The 15,520-nt window shown below is 66.0% G+C and carries 19 protein-coding genes; 2 read left to right on the plus strand and 17 right to left on the minus strand.

Annotated features, from left to right (window positions below):
* Window positions 1-8: 8 nt before the first annotated feature.
* From hisF to hisD, 8 genes are read right to left on the minus strand one after another with little or no spacing between them, the layout of a single operon-like run.
* Window positions 9-782, minus strand: a complete 774-nt coding sequence (gene hisF, locus BFL43_RS13020; protein ID WP_084892959.1) for an imidazole glycerol phosphate synthase subunit HisF — start codon at window positions 780-782, stop codon at window positions 9-11.
* On the minus strand, window positions 779-1,633 hold the full coding sequence (locus BFL43_RS13025; protein WP_240498227.1) for an inositol monophosphatase: 855 nt from the start codon (window positions 1,631-1,633) through the stop codon (window positions 779-781). The genes hisF and BFL43_RS13025 overlap by 4 nt, the downstream gene beginning before the upstream one ends.
* A 13-nt stretch (window positions 1,634-1,646) precedes the next feature.
* Window positions 1,647-2,387: a bifunctional 1-(5-phosphoribosyl)-5-((5-phosphoribosylamino)methylideneamino)imidazole-4-carboxamide isomerase/phosphoribosylanthranilate isomerase PriA gene (gene priA, locus BFL43_RS13030; protein ID WP_084892960.1), complete on the minus strand. Its 741-nt coding sequence runs from the start codon at window positions 2,385-2,387 to the stop codon at window positions 1,647-1,649.
* A gap of 6 nt (window positions 2,388-2,393) precedes the next feature.
* A complete protein-coding gene (locus BFL43_RS13035) occupies window positions 2,394-2,651 on the minus strand; it encodes a hypothetical protein (RefSeq protein WP_084892961.1) in 258 nt (85 codons plus the stop codon).
* A gap of 31 nt (window positions 2,652-2,682) precedes the next feature.
* Entirely contained in the window at window positions 2,683-3,327 is a 645-nt protein-coding gene (gene hisH / locus BFL43_RS13040) for an imidazole glycerol phosphate synthase subunit HisH (protein ID WP_084892962.1), read from the minus strand.
* Window positions 3,324-3,944 carry an imidazoleglycerol-phosphate dehydratase HisB gene (gene hisB / locus BFL43_RS13045; RefSeq protein WP_084892963.1) on the minus strand — a complete coding sequence of 207 codons (621 nt, stop codon included), beginning with the start codon at window positions 3,942-3,944 and terminating at the stop codon, window positions 3,324-3,326. Before hisB ends, hisH begins: the two co-directional genes overlap by 4 nt.
* The gene (locus BFL43_RS13050; protein WP_084892964.1) at window positions 3,941-5,065 is read right to left on the minus strand and encodes a histidinol-phosphate transaminase; all 1,125 of its coding nucleotides are present in this window, start codon (window positions 5,063-5,065) and stop codon (window positions 3,941-3,943) included. Before BFL43_RS13050 ends, hisB begins: the two co-directional genes overlap by 4 nt.
* The gene (hisD, locus tag BFL43_RS13055) at window positions 5,062-6,390 is read right to left on the minus strand and encodes a histidinol dehydrogenase (RefSeq protein WP_084892965.1); all 1,329 of its coding nucleotides are present in this window, start codon (window positions 6,388-6,390) and stop codon (window positions 5,062-5,064) included. The genes BFL43_RS13050 and hisD overlap by 4 nt, the downstream gene beginning before the upstream one ends.
* A gap of 116 nt (window positions 6,391-6,506) precedes the next feature.
* On the opposite strand from hisD, the gene BFL43_RS13060 reads away from it, so the two are divergent.
* Entirely contained in the window at window positions 6,507-6,893 is a 387-nt protein-coding gene (locus BFL43_RS13060) for a phage holin family protein (protein ID WP_084892966.1), read from the plus strand.
* A gap of 60 nt (window positions 6,894-6,953) precedes the next feature.
* Here BFL43_RS13060 and BFL43_RS13065 read toward each other — a convergent pair whose 3' ends face one another.
* The 3 genes from BFL43_RS13065 to nadA all read right to left on the minus strand — a co-directional run bounded on the left by BFL43_RS13065 (window position 6,954) and on the right by nadA (window position 10,063).
* Complete coding sequence (locus tag BFL43_RS13065) at window positions 6,954-7,994, minus strand: NAD(P)-dependent alcohol dehydrogenase (protein WP_084892967.1); 1,041 nt, start codon at window positions 7,992-7,994, stop codon at window positions 6,954-6,956.
* A gap of 186 nt (window positions 7,995-8,180) precedes the next feature.
* The gene (gene nadC / locus BFL43_RS13070; protein WP_084892968.1) at window positions 8,181-9,047 is read right to left on the minus strand and encodes a carboxylating nicotinate-nucleotide diphosphorylase; all 867 of its coding nucleotides are present in this window, start codon (window positions 9,045-9,047) and stop codon (window positions 8,181-8,183) included.
* Window positions 9,044-10,063, minus strand: coding sequence for a quinolinate synthase NadA (gene nadA, locus BFL43_RS13075; RefSeq protein ID WP_084892969.1), 1,020 nt, complete (start codon window positions 10,061-10,063; stop codon window positions 9,044-9,046). The genes nadC and nadA overlap by 4 nt, the downstream gene beginning before the upstream one ends.
* A 191-nt stretch (window positions 10,064-10,254) precedes the next feature.
* On the opposite strand from nadA, the gene BFL43_RS13080 reads away from it, so the two are divergent.
* Window positions 10,255-10,950, plus strand: a complete 696-nt coding sequence (locus BFL43_RS13080; RefSeq protein ID WP_084892970.1) for an NUDIX domain-containing protein — start codon at window positions 10,255-10,257, stop codon at window positions 10,948-10,950.
* On the opposite strand, the gene BFL43_RS13085 is transcribed toward BFL43_RS13080, so the two are convergent.
* Genes BFL43_RS13085 through bioD form a run of 6 tightly spaced genes read right to left on the minus strand, consistent with a single transcriptional unit; the run spans window position 10,906 to window position 15,495 of the window.
* Window positions 10,906-11,361 (minus strand): MarR family winged helix-turn-helix transcriptional regulator, encoded by a 456-nt coding sequence (locus BFL43_RS13085; RefSeq protein ID WP_084892971.1) that lies wholly within the window; start codon window positions 11,359-11,361, stop codon window positions 10,906-10,908. The genes BFL43_RS13080 and BFL43_RS13085 overlap by 45 nt on opposite strands.
* Window positions 11,354-12,847, minus strand: coding sequence for an MFS transporter (locus tag BFL43_RS13090; RefSeq protein WP_084892972.1), 1,494 nt, complete (start codon window positions 12,845-12,847; stop codon window positions 11,354-11,356). Before BFL43_RS13090 ends, BFL43_RS13085 begins: the two co-directional genes overlap by 8 nt.
* A gap of 41 nt (window positions 12,848-12,888) precedes the next feature.
* Entirely contained in the window at window positions 12,889-13,476 is a 588-nt protein-coding gene (locus tag BFL43_RS13095; RefSeq protein ID WP_168176629.1) for a DUF2567 domain-containing protein, read from the minus strand.
* Window positions 13,476-13,712: a hypothetical protein gene (locus BFL43_RS13100; protein ID WP_206186660.1), complete on the minus strand. Its 237-nt coding sequence runs from the start codon at window positions 13,710-13,712 to the stop codon at window positions 13,476-13,478. Before BFL43_RS13100 ends, BFL43_RS13095 begins: the two co-directional genes overlap by 1 nt.
* Before the next feature lie 14 nt (window positions 13,713-13,726).
* Window positions 13,727-14,740: a biotin synthase BioB gene (bioB, locus tag BFL43_RS13105; protein ID WP_084892975.1), complete on the minus strand. Its 1,014-nt coding sequence runs from the start codon at window positions 14,738-14,740 to the stop codon at window positions 13,727-13,729.
* A gap of 35 nt (window positions 14,741-14,775) precedes the next feature.
* Window positions 14,776-15,495 carry a dethiobiotin synthase gene (bioD, locus tag BFL43_RS13110; protein ID WP_143695293.1) on the minus strand — a complete coding sequence of 240 codons (720 nt, stop codon included), beginning with the start codon at window positions 15,493-15,495 and terminating at the stop codon, window positions 14,776-14,778.
* Window positions 15,496-15,520: the final 25 nt, after the last annotated feature.

A 15,520-nucleotide genomic window follows, 5' to 3' on the forward strand; every position in this document is an offset into this window, starting at 1 on the left:
TGCGGCGTTCAGCGCACCGGGATGTGTTCGGCACGCATGGCGTCCTTGACCTGGCCGATGGTGAGTTCACCGAAATGGAAGACCGAGGCGGCCAGCACCGCGTCTGCCCCGCAACGCACAGCGGGTGGGAAATGTTCCGCCGCGCCGGCGCCACCGCTGGCGATCACGGGTACCCCGACGGCTGCGCGCACCGCGGTGATCATCTTCAGGTCGAAGCCGTTCTTCGTCCCGTCGGCGTCCATGGAGTTCAGCAGGATCTCACCGACACCGAGGTCCTGGCCACGCCGGGCCCACTCGACCGCGTCGATACCGGTGCCCTTGCGTCCACCGTGGGTCGTGACCTCCCACCCTGAGGGGGTCGGCGCGTCTCCGGCGGGCACGGTGCGCGCATCGACGGACAGGACGATGCATTGCGAGCCGAAATGCCTGCTCATCTCGCCGAGTATGTCGGGATTTGCGATTGCGGCGGTGTTCACGCCCACTTTGTCGGCACCCGCGCGCAGCAGGATGTCGACGTCGGCGACCGTACGCACGCCGCCACCGACGGTCAACGGGATGAAGACCTGATCCGCGGTGCGACGGACGACGTCGAGCATGGTGCCGCGATTGCCGCTCGAGGCGGTGACGTCGAGAAATGTCAGTTCATCGGCGCCCGCCGCGTCGTATGCCGCGGCGAGTTCCACCGGGTCGCCCGCATCGCGGAGGTTCTGGAAGTTGACACCCTTGACCACCCGGCCGTCGTCGACGTCCAGACACGGGATCACCCGCACAGCGACGGTCATCGGTACTTCTCCTCAGGTGGTACGAAATCGCCGGGCTCGCCGAGCCGGACGATCAGTTGTCGTAGTTCTGCGTGGACACCGGGGCTCGCGGCGATGATCGACGGAGAGGTGACCGACCACGGTCTGCCCTCGATGTCGCTGATCTGGCCGCCGGCCGAGAGCACCAGTGCGGCGCCTGCTGCGTTGTCCCAGGCGTGATGCCCGAAACTCACTGCGCCACCCAGTGATCCGCCGGCAGTCAGCGCGAGGTCGAAGCCGGTGCTGCCGAACAGCCGCAGTCGAGCGGCCCGCCGACTGAGCTCGCCGAGCAGTTCGAGGCGGAAGGCGCCGGGGTACCGGCCCCGGCTCGCGATGTTGAAGGCGCCGAACGCGAGCATCGCCTCACTCAGGGCCAGCTCCGGCATCGGAGCCACCGGCTTCCCGTTGCATGTCAGCCCGCCGTCCACGAAACCCGCATAATTCAGCCCGGACATGGGCAACCACGTCAGCCCGAGGACCGGTTGGCCGTCGTGGACGAGGGCGAGCAGGATGCCCGCGATGGGCAAGCCGGCCGAATAGTTGTAGGTGCCGTCGATCGGGTCGACGATCCAGACGGTCCCCGTGTCCAGTTCCGGGCCACCGAACTCTTCACCGTGCACCCCGACACCGGTGCGATCGGAGAGCTCGGCGGTGATCACCCGCTCGAGCTCAAGGTCCAGTTCGGTGGCAAAGTCGTTGTGTCCCTTCATCACCGCGCTGGGAGCGCCGACGCCGGACAGGAAGCGGTCGACCACCGAGTCGAGGACGTCGACCGCCGTCGCCAGCAGTCGCTCCGGGTCGAGGCCTGCGGGCAGTCCGCCGGTGGACGTCACGAAGAGGCCAGCGTCATGAAGAGACCGCCGCCAAGGCCTCCACCAGGGTGAAACGTCCGGCGTAGAGCGCCTTGCCGACGATCGCGCCTTCCACACCCTCGCCGACGAGCCCGGCAATTGCGACGAGGTCGTCGAGAGTCGATACCCCACCCGAAGCCACCACCGGCGCATCGGTTTTGGCGGTCACCTCACGCAGCAACTCGAGGTTGGGTCCGGTCAGGGTGCCGTCTTTGGTGACATCGGTGACCACGTAGCGGCTGCAGCCGTCCCGCTCGAGTCGCTCCAGGACGTCCCACAGCTCGCCGCCGTCGGATACCCAGCCGCGCCCGCGCAGCCGGTAGGAGCCGTCGACGAACTGGACATCGAGGCCCACTGCGATGCGATCGCCGTATTCACCGATCGACCGCGAGCACCACTCCGGGTTCTCGAGGGCGGCGGTGCCCAGATTCACCCGCGCACAACCGGTGGCCAGTGCGGCCTTCAGCGACTCGTCGTCGCGGATCCCGCCGGACAACTCCACCTTCACGTCGAGTTCATCGATGACACCGGCGAGCAGGTCGCGGTTGCTGCCCCGCCCGAATGCGGCGTCGAGATCCACCAGATGCACCCACTCGGCACCGTCGCGCTGCCAGGTCAGCGCGGCGTCACGCGGCGAACCGTACGAGGTTTCACTGCCGGCCGCGCCCTGCACCAGGCGTACCGCCTGGCCGTCGGCCACATCGACCGCCGGAAGCAGTTCAAGTCGGGCGTTCATGGTGTGTCAATCTCCCTCAGTTGTAGATTTCGGGTCGGATTCCGCGCGCATCGCATCGGCCGCGCGGTCGACCATCCGGTTGGCAACGATACCCATCGCAGCAACGGCGAGAATCAGCGCCAGCACTGCCACGATCAAAGCCGCGACAGGAGAGAGCTGCGCCAACCCGATCACCACGGGTACCGAGATGGCGAGTACCAGCGCGCCGGCGCCGAGTGAGAACAATGCGAGCCTGGCGAACGAGAATCGCCGCTGCTGTGTCATCGGACGTCGGGCGAGATGGGCTCGATCGCGCTCATCCGAGCGACCGGACCCAATTGCTCAACAGCCGCGCGCCGGCGTCGCCGGATTTCTCGGGATGGAACTGGGTCGCGGACAACGGTCCGTTCTCGACCGCCGCGAGGAAGCGACCGCCGTGTTCCGACCAGGTCAGCTTCGCCGGCTTCAGAGGTCCGTCCGCGGCCAACTCCCAACTCTGCGCCGCGTACGAGTGCACGAAGTAGAACCGCTCATCCTCGGGCATCCCCTCGAACAGGACCGAATCCGGTTCACTCTCGACGGTGTTCCAGCCCATGTGAGGCAGCACGGGGGCGGGCAGCGCGGTGACCGTCCCCGGCCACTGACCGCAGCCATCCGCCTCGACCCCGAACTCGACGCCCCGCTCGAACAGAATCTGCATGCCCACGCAGATCCCGAGTACCGGCCGGCCGCCGGCGAGTCGCTCGTCGATGATCCGGTCGCCTTTGACCTCGAGCAGGCCGGCCATGCACGTGGCATAGGCGCCGACGCCGGGAACCACGAGCCCGTCTGCCTCGAGCGCGATCTTCGGTTCCGAGGTGACCGTCACCTGGGCGCCGGTTCGTTCCAGCGCCCGCTGCGCCGAGCGAAGGTTGCCGGACCCGTAGTCGAGGATCGCGACCGTGCGGTCGCCCGTGCTCACAACGTTCCTTTGGTCGACGGCACGCCGGTGACCCTGGCGTCGGGTTCGACTGCCGCGCGCAGGGCCCGCGCCACAGCCTTGAACTGCGCTTCGGTGATGTGGTGTGGATCCCGGCCGTACAGGGTGCGCACATGCAGCGCGATCTGCGCGTTCATCGCAAGACTCTCGAAGACGTGTTTGTTGATGACGGTGTGGTACGGCACTCCGGGGTTTCCGCCGATGGTGGTGGTCAGCAGGTGCTCGGGCTCGCCGGTGAACACGCAGTAGGGGCGCCCGGAGACGTCCACGATCGCCTGCGCCAGGGTCTCGTCCATCGGGATCCACGCATCACCGAAGCGCCGGATGCCCTTCTTGTCGCCGAGGGCTTGCCGGATCGCCTGGCCGAGCACGATCGCGGTGTCCTCGACGGTGTGGTGGGCCTCGATCTCGACGTCGCCCTTGGCCGCCACGGTGAGGTCGAAGCTGCCGTGCGCACCGAACGCGGTCAGCATGTGGTCGTAAAACGCTACGCCGGTGGAGATGTCGGTGGTGCCGGTGCCATCGAGGTTGATCTCGACGGTGATCGCGGATTCGCGCGTGGTCCGCTCGATCCGGGCCACACGTGGCGAGTTGCTCATAGTTCTCCTACCAGGTCGGTACGTGCGAGTTCGGCGCTCCGGGTGAGGAGGGCATCGTTTTCGGCGGGCAGCCCGATCGTCGCACGCAGATGTCCGTCGATATGCATGTCGCGGATCAACACCCCACCGTCGAGGTAGTGCTGCCAGCTCGCGGTGGCGTCGGCGAACCGGCCGAACAAGATGAAGTTGGCGTCCGACGGGGTGACGTCATAGCCGTATCCGGTAAGCGCGGCAACGACCCGCTCGCGTTCGGCAACGATTGCGGCGACACCGGCGAGGGTGTCGTCGGCGTGGCGCAGAGCCGCCCTGGCAGCGGCCTGCGTGACCACAGACAGGTGGTACGGCAAACGCACCAGGAGCAGGGCGTCGATGACCGCCGGGTCCGCGGCCAGATACCCGAGGCGGCCGCCGGCGAACGCGAACGCCTTGCTCATGGTCCGGCTCACCACGACAGTCGCGGGGAACTCGTCGATCAGTTCGACCGCACTCGGCGCCGCGGAGAACTCGCCGTATGCCTCGTCGATGATGACGATTCCCGGCGCCGCCGCGGCAACCGCCCTCATGTCATCGAGCGCGATCGACCCGCCGGTCGGGTTGTTCGGCGAGGTGAGAAACACCACGTCGGGACCGAGCTCCTCGATCGCGGACAGTGCACCCGCGAGATCGAACGAGAAATCGGCGCTGCGTTTTCCGTCGATCCAGACGGTATCGGTGCCGGTCGAGATGATCGGGTGCATGGAGTAGGAAGGGACGAACCCGAGCGCGCTGCGACCCGGCCCGCCGAAGGCCTGCAGCAGCTGCTGCAGGATCTCATTGGAACCATTTGCAGCCCACAGGTTTTCGACACCCAATTCGACGCCGGTCCGCGCGGTGAGATACCTCGCCAGATCCGTCCGCAGTGCCACGGCGTCACGGTCCGGATATCGGTGCAACTGGGCGGCGGCCTCGCGCACCGACACCGCGACATCGTCGATCAACGCCTGCGAGGGCGGGTGCGGGTTCTCGTTCGTGTTCAGCCGGAACGGGACGTCGAGCTGCGGTGCGCCGTAGGGTGATTGACCCCTCAGCGAATCGCGCAGCGGGAGATCGTCCAGCGAGATCCGACTCGTGGCCGGCGTCACTCGGCGCCTCCTCCGGCGAAGCGCACCCGCACCGCGTCACCGTGAGCCGGCAGGTCCTCGGCATCGGCCAGGGTCAGCACGTGACCCGAGACCTCTTTGAGAGCCGCCTCGTCGTAGTCGATGATGTGGACACCCTTGAGGAACGTCTGAACCGACAGGCCCGAACTGTGCCGCGCCGAACCCGAGGTGGGAAGAACGTGGTTGGAACCGGCGCAGTAGTCGCCGAGGCTGACCGGCGAGTAGTCGCCCACGAAGATGGCGCCCGCACTGTGTACCCGCGCGGCGACGGCAGATGCGTTTCTCGTCTGGATCTCCAAGTGCTCGGCAGCGTACGCGTTCACCACCCGCAAACCCTGATCGACGTTGTCCACCAAAATGATTCCGGACTGCGTACCGCCAAGCGCCTCGCGGACGCGCTCGCTGTGTTTGGTCCGCTGCACCTGGATCTCGATCTCGGCGTCGACTGCGTCCGCCAGCGCCGCGCTGTCGGTGACGAGGACCGACGCGGCCATCACATCGTGTTCGGCCTGGCTGATCATGTCGGCGGCGACGTTGACCGGGTTGGCGGAGTCGTCGGCCAAAATCGCGATCTCGGTCGGACCTGCCTCCGAATCGATACCGACCACGCTGCGGCACAGCCGTTTTGCTGCGGTGACGTAGATGTTGCCGGGCCCGGTGATGAGGTCGACCGGCTCGAGGTCGGCGCCGTCGGTGTCGGTACCGCCATAGGTCAGCAACGCCACGGCCTGAGCCCCTCCGACCGCCCAGACCTCGGTCACCCCGAGCAGCGCACACGCCGCCAGGATCGTGGGGTGGGGCAAGCCGCCGAACTGGGCCTGCGGCGGCGAGGACACGACCAGGGTTTCGACGCCCGCCTCCTGAGCGGGCACCACGTTCATGATCACGCTGGAGGGATAGACCGCGTTGCCGCCGGGAACGTAGAGACCGACCCGACTGACGGGGATCCACCGTTCGGTGACGGTGCCGCCCGGGCTGACCTCGGTGGTGACATCGGTGCGGCGTTGGGCGGCATGCACACGCCGGGCCCGATCGATCGACTCGGTCAGCGCGGCACGGACGTCGGGGGCGACATCGGCGAGAGCCCGGTCTATGTGGTCGGCCGGTACCCGCACCGTGTCAGGTGCGACGCCGTCGAACTTCTGGCCGTACTCCAGGGCGGCGGCGGCACCGCGTTCGCGTATCGCGTCGATGACGGGCCTGACCTGCTCCAGGACGGTGTCGACATCGGTGGCGCCGCGCGGCAGCGCCCGGCGGAGCTGGGCGGTGGTGGCACTGCCGCCGCGAAGGTCGGTGCGGGCAAGCATGGACACTGACTCCTGACAATTGGTGAACGATCCACAGTTCGCCATGGACTGACCTCAAGGATATGCGGTCCGGCCAGCCGTTTTCACCGGTGGTCCGCAGCACTACGATTCTCCGCATGGTCTTCGCTGCCCGACTACTCATCAATGCCGTCGCCATCTGGATCGCCGCCGCGCTCGTCGGTGGCATCTCGATTGCCACCGACGGTCGAGACACCGCTGCTCAGATCCTGGTGGTGCTGTTCATCGCCCTGGTCTTCACCATCGTGAACACCGCGATCAAACCGATCGTCCAGCTGCTCTCGCTACCGCTGCTGATACTGACCCTCGGACTGTTCACCCTGGTCATCAACGCGCTGATGTTGTTGCTGACGGCGTGGGTCACCGAAACCACCGACTTCGGACTCAGCGTCGATGGCTTCTGGACCGCGATCTGGGGTTCGATCATCATCTCGGTCGTGAACTTCCTGCTCGGCGCGCTGGTTCCCGACCGTCAAGACCGATGATGTGCCCTTTTAGCGACCCTGACCAGGGGTTTTGTTCGCCATAAGGACCCACTATCGGGATTACAAGGTGGAGTTGTCGATGACGAAGCGGTAGCGGACGTCGGAGGCAACGACGCGCTCGTAGGCCTCGTTGATCTGATCGGCCGAGATGACCTCGATCTCGGCACCGATGTTGTGTTCGGCACAGAAGTCGAGCATTTCCTGTGTCTCGGCGATCCCGCCGATCATCGAACCGGCGAGGGATCGGCGGTTCGCGACGAGTGAGAAGGCACGTACCGAGATGGGTTTCTCGGGCAGACCGAGTTCGACGAGCGTCCCGTTGATGGCAAGCATCGACATGTACTTGTTGATGTCGAAGTTCGCCGAGACGGTGTTGAGTATGAGGTCGAACTTGCCGCGAAGTGTTTTGAAGGTGTCGGGATCGTCGGTGGCGTAGTAGTTGCTCGCACCGAGACGGAGTCCGTCTTCCATCTTCTTCAGTGACTGTGAGATCACACTGACCTCCGCACCCATCGCGTGGGCGATCTTGACTCCCACGTGGCCCAGACCTCCGAGCCCGATGACCGCCACTCGTTTGCCCGGGCCCGCGCCCCAATGGCGCAAGGGCGAGTAGGTGGTGATGCCGGCGCACAACAGCGGGGCCGCCACATCGAGGGACAGCGAGTCAGGGATCCGTAGGACGTAGTTGGCGTCGACCACCACTTCCTGGGCGTAGCCACCGGTGGTTGGTTTTCCGTCGGCGCCGATTGCGTTGTAGGTGCCGACATTCCCCTTCTCGCAGTACTGCTCCTGGCCGAGAAGGCAGGGTTCACATTCGCGGCAGGAGTCGACAAAGCATCCAACCCCTACCCGGTCCCCGACCTGGTACTTGGTGACCTCGGAACCGATCTCGGAGACGGTGCCCGCGATCTCATGACCGGGTACGACGGGGTAACGGGTACCACCCCACTCATCGCGGGCGGTGTGGATGTCGCTGTGACAGATGCCGGCGTAGGCGATGGCGATGCGCACGTCGGCCGGACCCACCTCGCGGGTCTCGATGGTGGTGGGCACCAGAGCGTCGTTCGCGGACGGCGCGGCGTAGGCATTGATGGTCGGCACGTGTTCTTACCTCCGAAAATCGGGTGGGATGGGCGGAACCGCCGAAATCAAGCCTACATACGCATGTGAGCATGGCTAATGATTGCGAGATGTGCCACAACTCGGAATACGTGCCGGCTTTCCGTCCACGTGCCGGTGTTGCAGGGCCGGCGCAGACTTACAAAGCCGGCGCCGTTTGCCCTGTTGTCAGTTGCCGACCCAATCGAAGCCGATGTCGTGGGCAGTCACCGAGTGCGTGAGACCTCCGACCGCCAGGTACTCGACACCGGTCTTGGCGTAATCCTGCGCGACGTCGATGGTGAGCCCTCCCGAACTCTCCAGTTCCGTCGCCGGAGACTTCGCATTGCGACGCTGCACCGCCATCTGAGTCTGCCAGAGCGGAAAGTTGTCCAGCAGAACGAGTTCAGCGCTCAATGCCAGGGCTTCGTCGAGTTGCTCGAGACTGTCGACCTCGACCTCACACGCGATGTCGGGCGCTGCGGCCCGCACCGCGTTCAGCGCTGCCGTGACAGATCCTGCCGCTGCGACGTGGTTGTCCTTGATCAGCGCGGCGTCGCCGAGACCCATCCGATGGTTGTGGCCGCCCCCGCACCGCACCGCGTACTTCTGCAGTGCGCGCATGCCGGGCAACGTCTTTCGTGAATCCCGGATCTGCGCCTTGGTATCGGAGACCTCCGCGACCCACAGGGCCGTGGCGCTCGCGATTCCGGACAGGTGGCACAGGAGGTTCAGTGCCGTGCGCTCGGCAACGAGCAATCCCGCAACCGGGCCGCGCACAGTGGCCACTGCCGTGCCGGGTTCGAGTTCGGCGCCGTCCTCGAGCCGGTCGAGAACCTCGTACTCACCGGCACCGACGACGGCGTCGAAGACCTCGAGCGCGACGTCGAGGCCTGCCAGCACACCGTGCTGACGACTCGACAGCACCGCGGTCGCCACCGCGCCGGCGGGAACTGTTGCGGCCGTGGTGACGTCGGGTCCGTAACGCAGGTCCTCGTCAAGAGCGGTCGCGATCAGGGTCGCGACCTCCGCGGTGCCGGCTGGGTTGCCCGTCACTCCCCTGTCCCGGGGGTGCCGATCTCGATCATCCGCTGGACACTCAGCTTTGCCCGCGCGGCGACATCAGGTGCCACGTGGACCTCGTCTTTGCCCTCGCGCAGGCAACGCAGCAGCGCGGCCGGGGTGATCATCTTCATGTAGGGACATGAGGCGCGATCGTTGACTGCCTGGAAATCGACGTTCGGCGCAGCCTTGCGCAACTGATGCAGCATTCCGACCTCGGTCGCGACGAGAACCTGCGTCGCACCCGTTTCCCGCGCAGCGTCGAGCATGCCTCCGGTCGAAAGGATCTTCACCTTGTCGGCAGGAACGAAACCCTCACCGGCGAGGTAGAGAGCCGAGGTGGCGCAACCACATTCAGGGTGCACATACAGTTCGGCGTCGGGGTGCGACTGCGACTTGGCGGTCAGCTCGTCGCCGTTGATACCGGCGTGAACGTGGCACTCGCCTGCCCAGATCTGCATGTTCTGTCGACCCGTGACGCGCTTGACGTGGGCGCCGAGGAACTGGTCCGGCAGGAACAGCACCTCTTTGTCGGGATCGATCGAGTTCACGACGTCGACCGCGTTCGACGAGGTGCAGCAGATGTCGGTCAGACCCTTGACCTCCGCGGTGGTGTTGACGTACGAGACGACCACCGCATCGGGATAGTCCGCTTTCCACGCACGCAGGTCATCGGCGGTGATCGAGTCGGCGAGTGAACAGCCTGCCCGCTCGTCCGGGATCAGGACCCGCTTGTCGGGGCTCAGGATCTTGGCGGTCTCCGCCATGAAGTGCACGCCGCAGAAGATGATCTCGTCGGTCTCGGCCTCTGCCGCGATGCGCGACAGCGCGAGGGAATCGCCCACGTGATCGGCAACGTCCTGAATGGCGGGCAACTGATAGTTGTGGGCCAGCAGGGTGGCGTTGCGCTTCTTGGCGAGGCTCTTGATCTCGGCAAACCATTCGGGTGTCGGCTCGACCCCGGTGTAGGCGGGTTCGGTCGACCCGAGCGTGAGTGACGTGGTGGTCATGACAACCACCTCCTGTTCGTGGCGCCGGTCAATCGGTGGCCGGCCTGGGCTGGGGGCTGGGTTTTCGACTGTAGATCGAAAACCTGTCCCCGATCGTAGCACTGCGCGGTGTGGGGCCGATCACCCGTCAGCGCCCGGGGAGTAACTCGGCTGGTCAGGCACGGGGCGAATGAGCCACTACACTCGCAGCCATGCCTGCTCAGAGTGTCCTTCACGAGGTCCTCTGCGCCGTGTTCCAGGTTCGCGAGCACCACGTCGGCCAAGCCCCCCAGCTGTCGGTGCTCCTGTGGCAACGCGCGTACGACCCGCAGGCCGGTTCGTGGTCGCTGCCAGGTGGCCACCTCCATGCCGACGAAGACCTCAGGACGTCCGCGCTTCGTCAACTCGCAGACAAGGTCGACGTCCGCGAGGTCGCCCACCTCGAACAGCTGACCGTGTTCTCTGCGCCCGACCGGATCCCCGGTCCGCGGGTGATCGCATCGTCGTACCTCGGCATGGTGCCCTCGGATTCGCGACCCAACCTGCCACCGGACACACGCTGGCATCCGGTGTCACTGCTGCCCCAGATCAGCTTCGACCACAGCACGATCATCGAGAGGGCACGATCACGGCTGGCCGCGAAGCTGTCCTATACGAACATCGCGTTCGCGCTCGCGCCACCCGAGTTCTCGATGTCAGCGTTGTCCGACATCTATTGCGCTGCACTGGGATACCCGGTCGATTCGACGAACCTGCTGCGCATCTTGTCGCGCCGCGGCGTGATCACCGCAACCGGGACGGTCGGCCGAACGGGACCGAACGGCGGACGACCGCCTGCGCTGTATCGCTTCGCCGACAACCGATTACGCATCACCGACGAGTTCGCGACGCTGCGTCCGCCGCCCTGACCCCTGACCCAACTTTTCCAGCAGTTCGGCCAGCGTCGAGAGTTCTTCATCTGACAGGACTTCGAACGCCGACGGGGCGGGATCACCGATTGATCGGATCGAATCGAGGAGTTCACGTCCGGCCTCGGTCAGCGACACGATCTTGGTTCGGCGATTGCCGGGGTCGACCTTCCTGTCCACCAGTCCCCGCTCGGCTAGATCGTTGACGGCGACGGTGGTCGCGGGCGCGTCGAGCGTTGCCGCGGCCGCCAACGCCTTGACCGAGCGAGGCCCGTCATCGAGCCTGCTCAGTACCCGAAATCTGCTGAAGGGCAGGCCACTACGTTCGATCACCGCTCGGCGCCAGGTATCGCGATTACTGTGCACCAGCGAGGCCATCACCTGCCAGACGTCGTCTCGGCGATCACTCACGTGCGCTCCCGCGAGCGTGCCCGGCCAGGGTTGGTTGCGTGATCGGTTCCTCGTCCGATTCTGCGAACAACGCGGCAACGCGCTGCGTGGTGCGCGCCGACGACGCGGTCGTCGAGTAAAACCCGAGCGCGGCGATGCCGAGGGCCAGTCCGACCGAAACCCACCACAACGGAGCCATGTCGTGCACCGAGCCTGCCGAGTTCGCATCCGCGGCGATCACTGATCCGGCGAGCGTTCCCGACAACGCGACACCCAGGCTGATCCCGACCTGGCGGCTGGTCGACGCGATGGCCGAGGCTGCACCGGCCCGATCCCGCGGCATCCCACTGACCGCGGCCGTCGTGATCGGAGCATTGACCATGCCGAAGCCGACACCGAACAGACCGAAGACGACCAGCAGTTGCCAGTTGGGTGTGTATTGGTCGAGTCGGGTCAGGGTGGCCGACGCCACCGCCAGCAACAACCCGGCGATCACCAGCGAGGGCCGCGTCCCGTATTTGCCGACGAGCCTCCCCGACAGAGGCGAGAACACCAGCGTTCCGGCGGCAATGGGGAGGAACATCAGCCCGGTCTGCACCGGCGAATAGTCGCGAATGCTCTGTAGGTAGATGGACATCATGAACAAGAAAGCGCCATACGCGGCAAAGGCGAATACGCCGGTGACCGTCGCCGCGGCGAACGGGACACTCCGGAAGAACCGAAGCTCGATGAACGGTTCGTCGCGGCGCAATTCGTAGCGGCAGAAGGCCACGAACGCCCCGATCCCGACGGCGAAGATCGCGATGGTGCGCGGATCGGTCCAGCCCAGGCCCGGTCCCTCGATCAACCCGACGATCATGCCTGCCATGAAGACGATCGCCAGACCCTGGCCGATGGGATCGAGCCCCCGGACCTTCGCTGACTTCGATTCGGGAACTACGAGCGCCGTCGCGACGATGGCGACCACACAGATGGGCAGGTTGATCCAGAACACCGACTCCCAGCTGAAGGAATCGATGAGCAGGCCACCCACCATCGGACCGAGGGCCATCGAGATACCGACGACCGCTCCCCAGACACCCACAGCCCTCGCTCGCTCCACGCGGCCGGAGAACGTCTGCGTGATGATCGACATCGCAACCGGATTGAGCATGGACCCGCCGACTGCCTGGAGGAACCGGGCGGCGATGAGCACCTCGATACTCGGCGCCAGACTGCAGAGCAGCGATCCGAGCGCGAAAGTACCCAACCCGATCTGGAATACCCGACGTCGGCCGAAGCGATCCGCCATCGTCCCCGACAGCAGCAGCAGGCTCGCCAGCACCAGGGTGTAGACGTCGATGACCCACTGCAGCTGGGACGGCGTTGCGTCGAAATCGCTACGGATGGACGGGATGGCGACGTTGACGATGGTGGCATCGAGCGAGACGATCAGCAGACTGAGGCAACAGGTCGCCAAGACCGCGGCCTTGCGGCGCGGACTGAGCGTGCCTGTAGTTGAGTTCACCTAACTATTGTGAAACTACAACTATCGACGCGGCAAGAACCTCAACTGTGCGATGGCTCACTCTGCGTCGTATCCAGGGCCGCCGAGTCATCGGTCGCCGAGGCCGGGTGGCCGAGATCGGCTTCTCGATTCATCACCACGAGCAGGAAGTACGTCACCAACGCGGTGATAGGCGCGACCACCAGCAACACCCACGACACGCTCAGCCCGCCCAAGGTGTCGAGATGTGCGCCATCGATCCGGAGAGTGGGCGGCTGGGTGAACTCACCGCCGACCGGAACGCCGTCTCGGCCAGAAAAACGTTGCCGGGCGACGGCGTCACCAACCCAGATCGCGACGATTCCCGCCGCAACCGCGCCGACCGACAACCCGGCCACCCCCAGAGGACCGCGCAGCGCAGGCGGGTACCAGAACACGATGGCCAGGACGACACCCGCCGCGAGTGCAAGACAGAAGAATCGCCCGATCGCGCCGAACTCGGCAGTCGCATCGCCGATGGCGACCGCCCGGCCGTCCTCGACGACCCGGCCTTCGATACCCGGCGTCAGCAATGCCCAGGCGATGCCCCAGATGATCCCGGTCGCCGCCACGCCCGCCGCCGCGAACAGCCCGGACCGACCACTGCTCATCAACGTTGTGTCAGCTCCACGGAGTCGACAGTACCGTGCCGCGAACAGCGGGCAGACCAGCCGTCGGGGCGCACCTGCACCACCATCCGGCGTCCACATTGACCGCAATAGCGCGGTGGCTCCAAGCCCAATTGCGCTGCGCGCGGAATGGACTGCGGGTCTTCGACGTCGAGTTTCACCCCGGTGTACACCCCGAACACCAACGGTGCGGCCAGTGGTGTCGGGATGTCACTCACGAGTGGGCTCGCGCTCAAATCGAGTCGTTGAGTGCCTTGATCGGCATCTGCAACTCTTCGAGCAGATCCAGATCGGTTTCGGCCGGACGACCCAGGGTCGTCAGGTAATTACCGACGATGACCGCGTTGATGCCACCGAGGATGCCCTGCTTGGCGCCGAGATCGCCGAGGGTGATCTCGCGGCCACCGGCGAACCGCAAGATGGTGCGCGGCAACGCCAACCGGAACGCGGCAACCGCCTTGAGCGCCTCGGCGGCCGGCAAGACGTCGAGGTCCCCGAACGGGGTACCCGGACGCGGGTTCAGGAAGTTCAGGGGAACCTCGTCGGGATCGAGTGCAGCGAGATCCGCGGCGAACTCGGCCCGCTGCTCGAGCGTCTCACCCATGCCGAGGATGCCACCGCAGCAGACCTCCATGCCGGCCTCGCGGATCATCTTCAGCGTGCCGAACCGCTCTTCCCAGCTGTGCGTGGTGACGACGTTCGGGAAGTGCGAGCGCGCGGTCTCCAGATTGTGGTTGTACCGGTGCACCCCCATCGCCTTGAGCTCGTCGACCTGCTCCTGCGTCAACATGCCCAGGCTGCAAGCGATCTGGATGTCGACCTCGGCGCGAATGGCCTCGATACCGGCCGCGACCTGAGCCATCAGACGCTTGTCCGGACCACGGACCGCAGCGACGATGCAGAACTCCGTCGCACCCGACTTGGCAGTCTGCTTGGCCGCCTCGACCAGCGCCGGGATGTCGATCCACGCGCTGCGCACCGGCGACGCGAACAGGCCCGACTGCGAGCAGAAATGGCAATCCTCGGGACAACCACCGGTCTTGAGCGAGATGATGCCTTCCACCTCGACCTCGGGTCCGCAGTGCTTCATCCGCACGTCGTGTGCGAGCTGCAGCAGGTCCGTCAGCCGGTCATCGGACAACTGCAAGATCTGCAGCGTCTGCTCCTGGCTCAAACCCTCTCCGCGTTCCAACACCTGCTCACGCGCGACGTCGAGAATGTCCGTGCGTACTGGCGCCTGGGTCACGTTGGGCCTCCCTCTCGTCATGACACTTTGCGGTCCTAGTGTGCCCTATCACCTGCGTCGGCGGACTTGGGGTGCGCCACAAGCCGCGACAGCCAACCGGCATCGAACCATTGCGATGCCTGCGCACCGAAGCGTTGCCGATCGAAACCGCCCGCGCCTGCCGGGATCCGGCCGACGATCGGAACTCCGGTGACCAGCGGGAGGTCTTCCAGATTGCAGCGCTGCGCGAGATCGGGTTCGTCGGGCCAGGAACCGATGAGGATGCCGGCACAGTCGAGGCCGGCGGCGTGAATGGCGCGAATGGTCAGCTCGGTGTGGTTCAGGGTGCCGAGCCCTGCGGCAGCCACCACCAGCAACGGCGCGTCGAGGCCTGCCGCCACATCGAGGATGGTGAGGTCCGGGGCCAACCGCACCAGCGCTCCCCCGGCGCCTTCGACCAATGTCAGGTCGTGATCGTCGAACTCTGACACCGCGGACAGCACCGTCTCGAGGTCCACGAACGGCGCGCCCTCCCGGCGGGCGGCCCGGTCCGGCGCCAACGGGTCGCGGTAGCGAAAGCTCTCTGCAGTGGCCCTGACCCCGGTCAGCCGACGCACTTCGGCGATGTCCCCGGGCTCACCCGGCCCCACCCCGGTCTGCGCGGGTTTACAGACAGCGACCGAGGCTCCGCGGCCGATCACCGCAGCCGCGAGTGCGGCGGTCGCGACCGTTTTGCCGACCTCTGTGGAGGTGCCGGTGATCACGAGCTTCACGATGACGGGCCGATAGCGATCGCGGTGG

The organism is Williamsia sp. 1135 (genome assembly GCF_002095395.1).
Taxonomy (GTDB): Bacteria; Actinomycetota; Actinomycetes; order Mycobacteriales; family Mycobacteriaceae; genus Williamsia.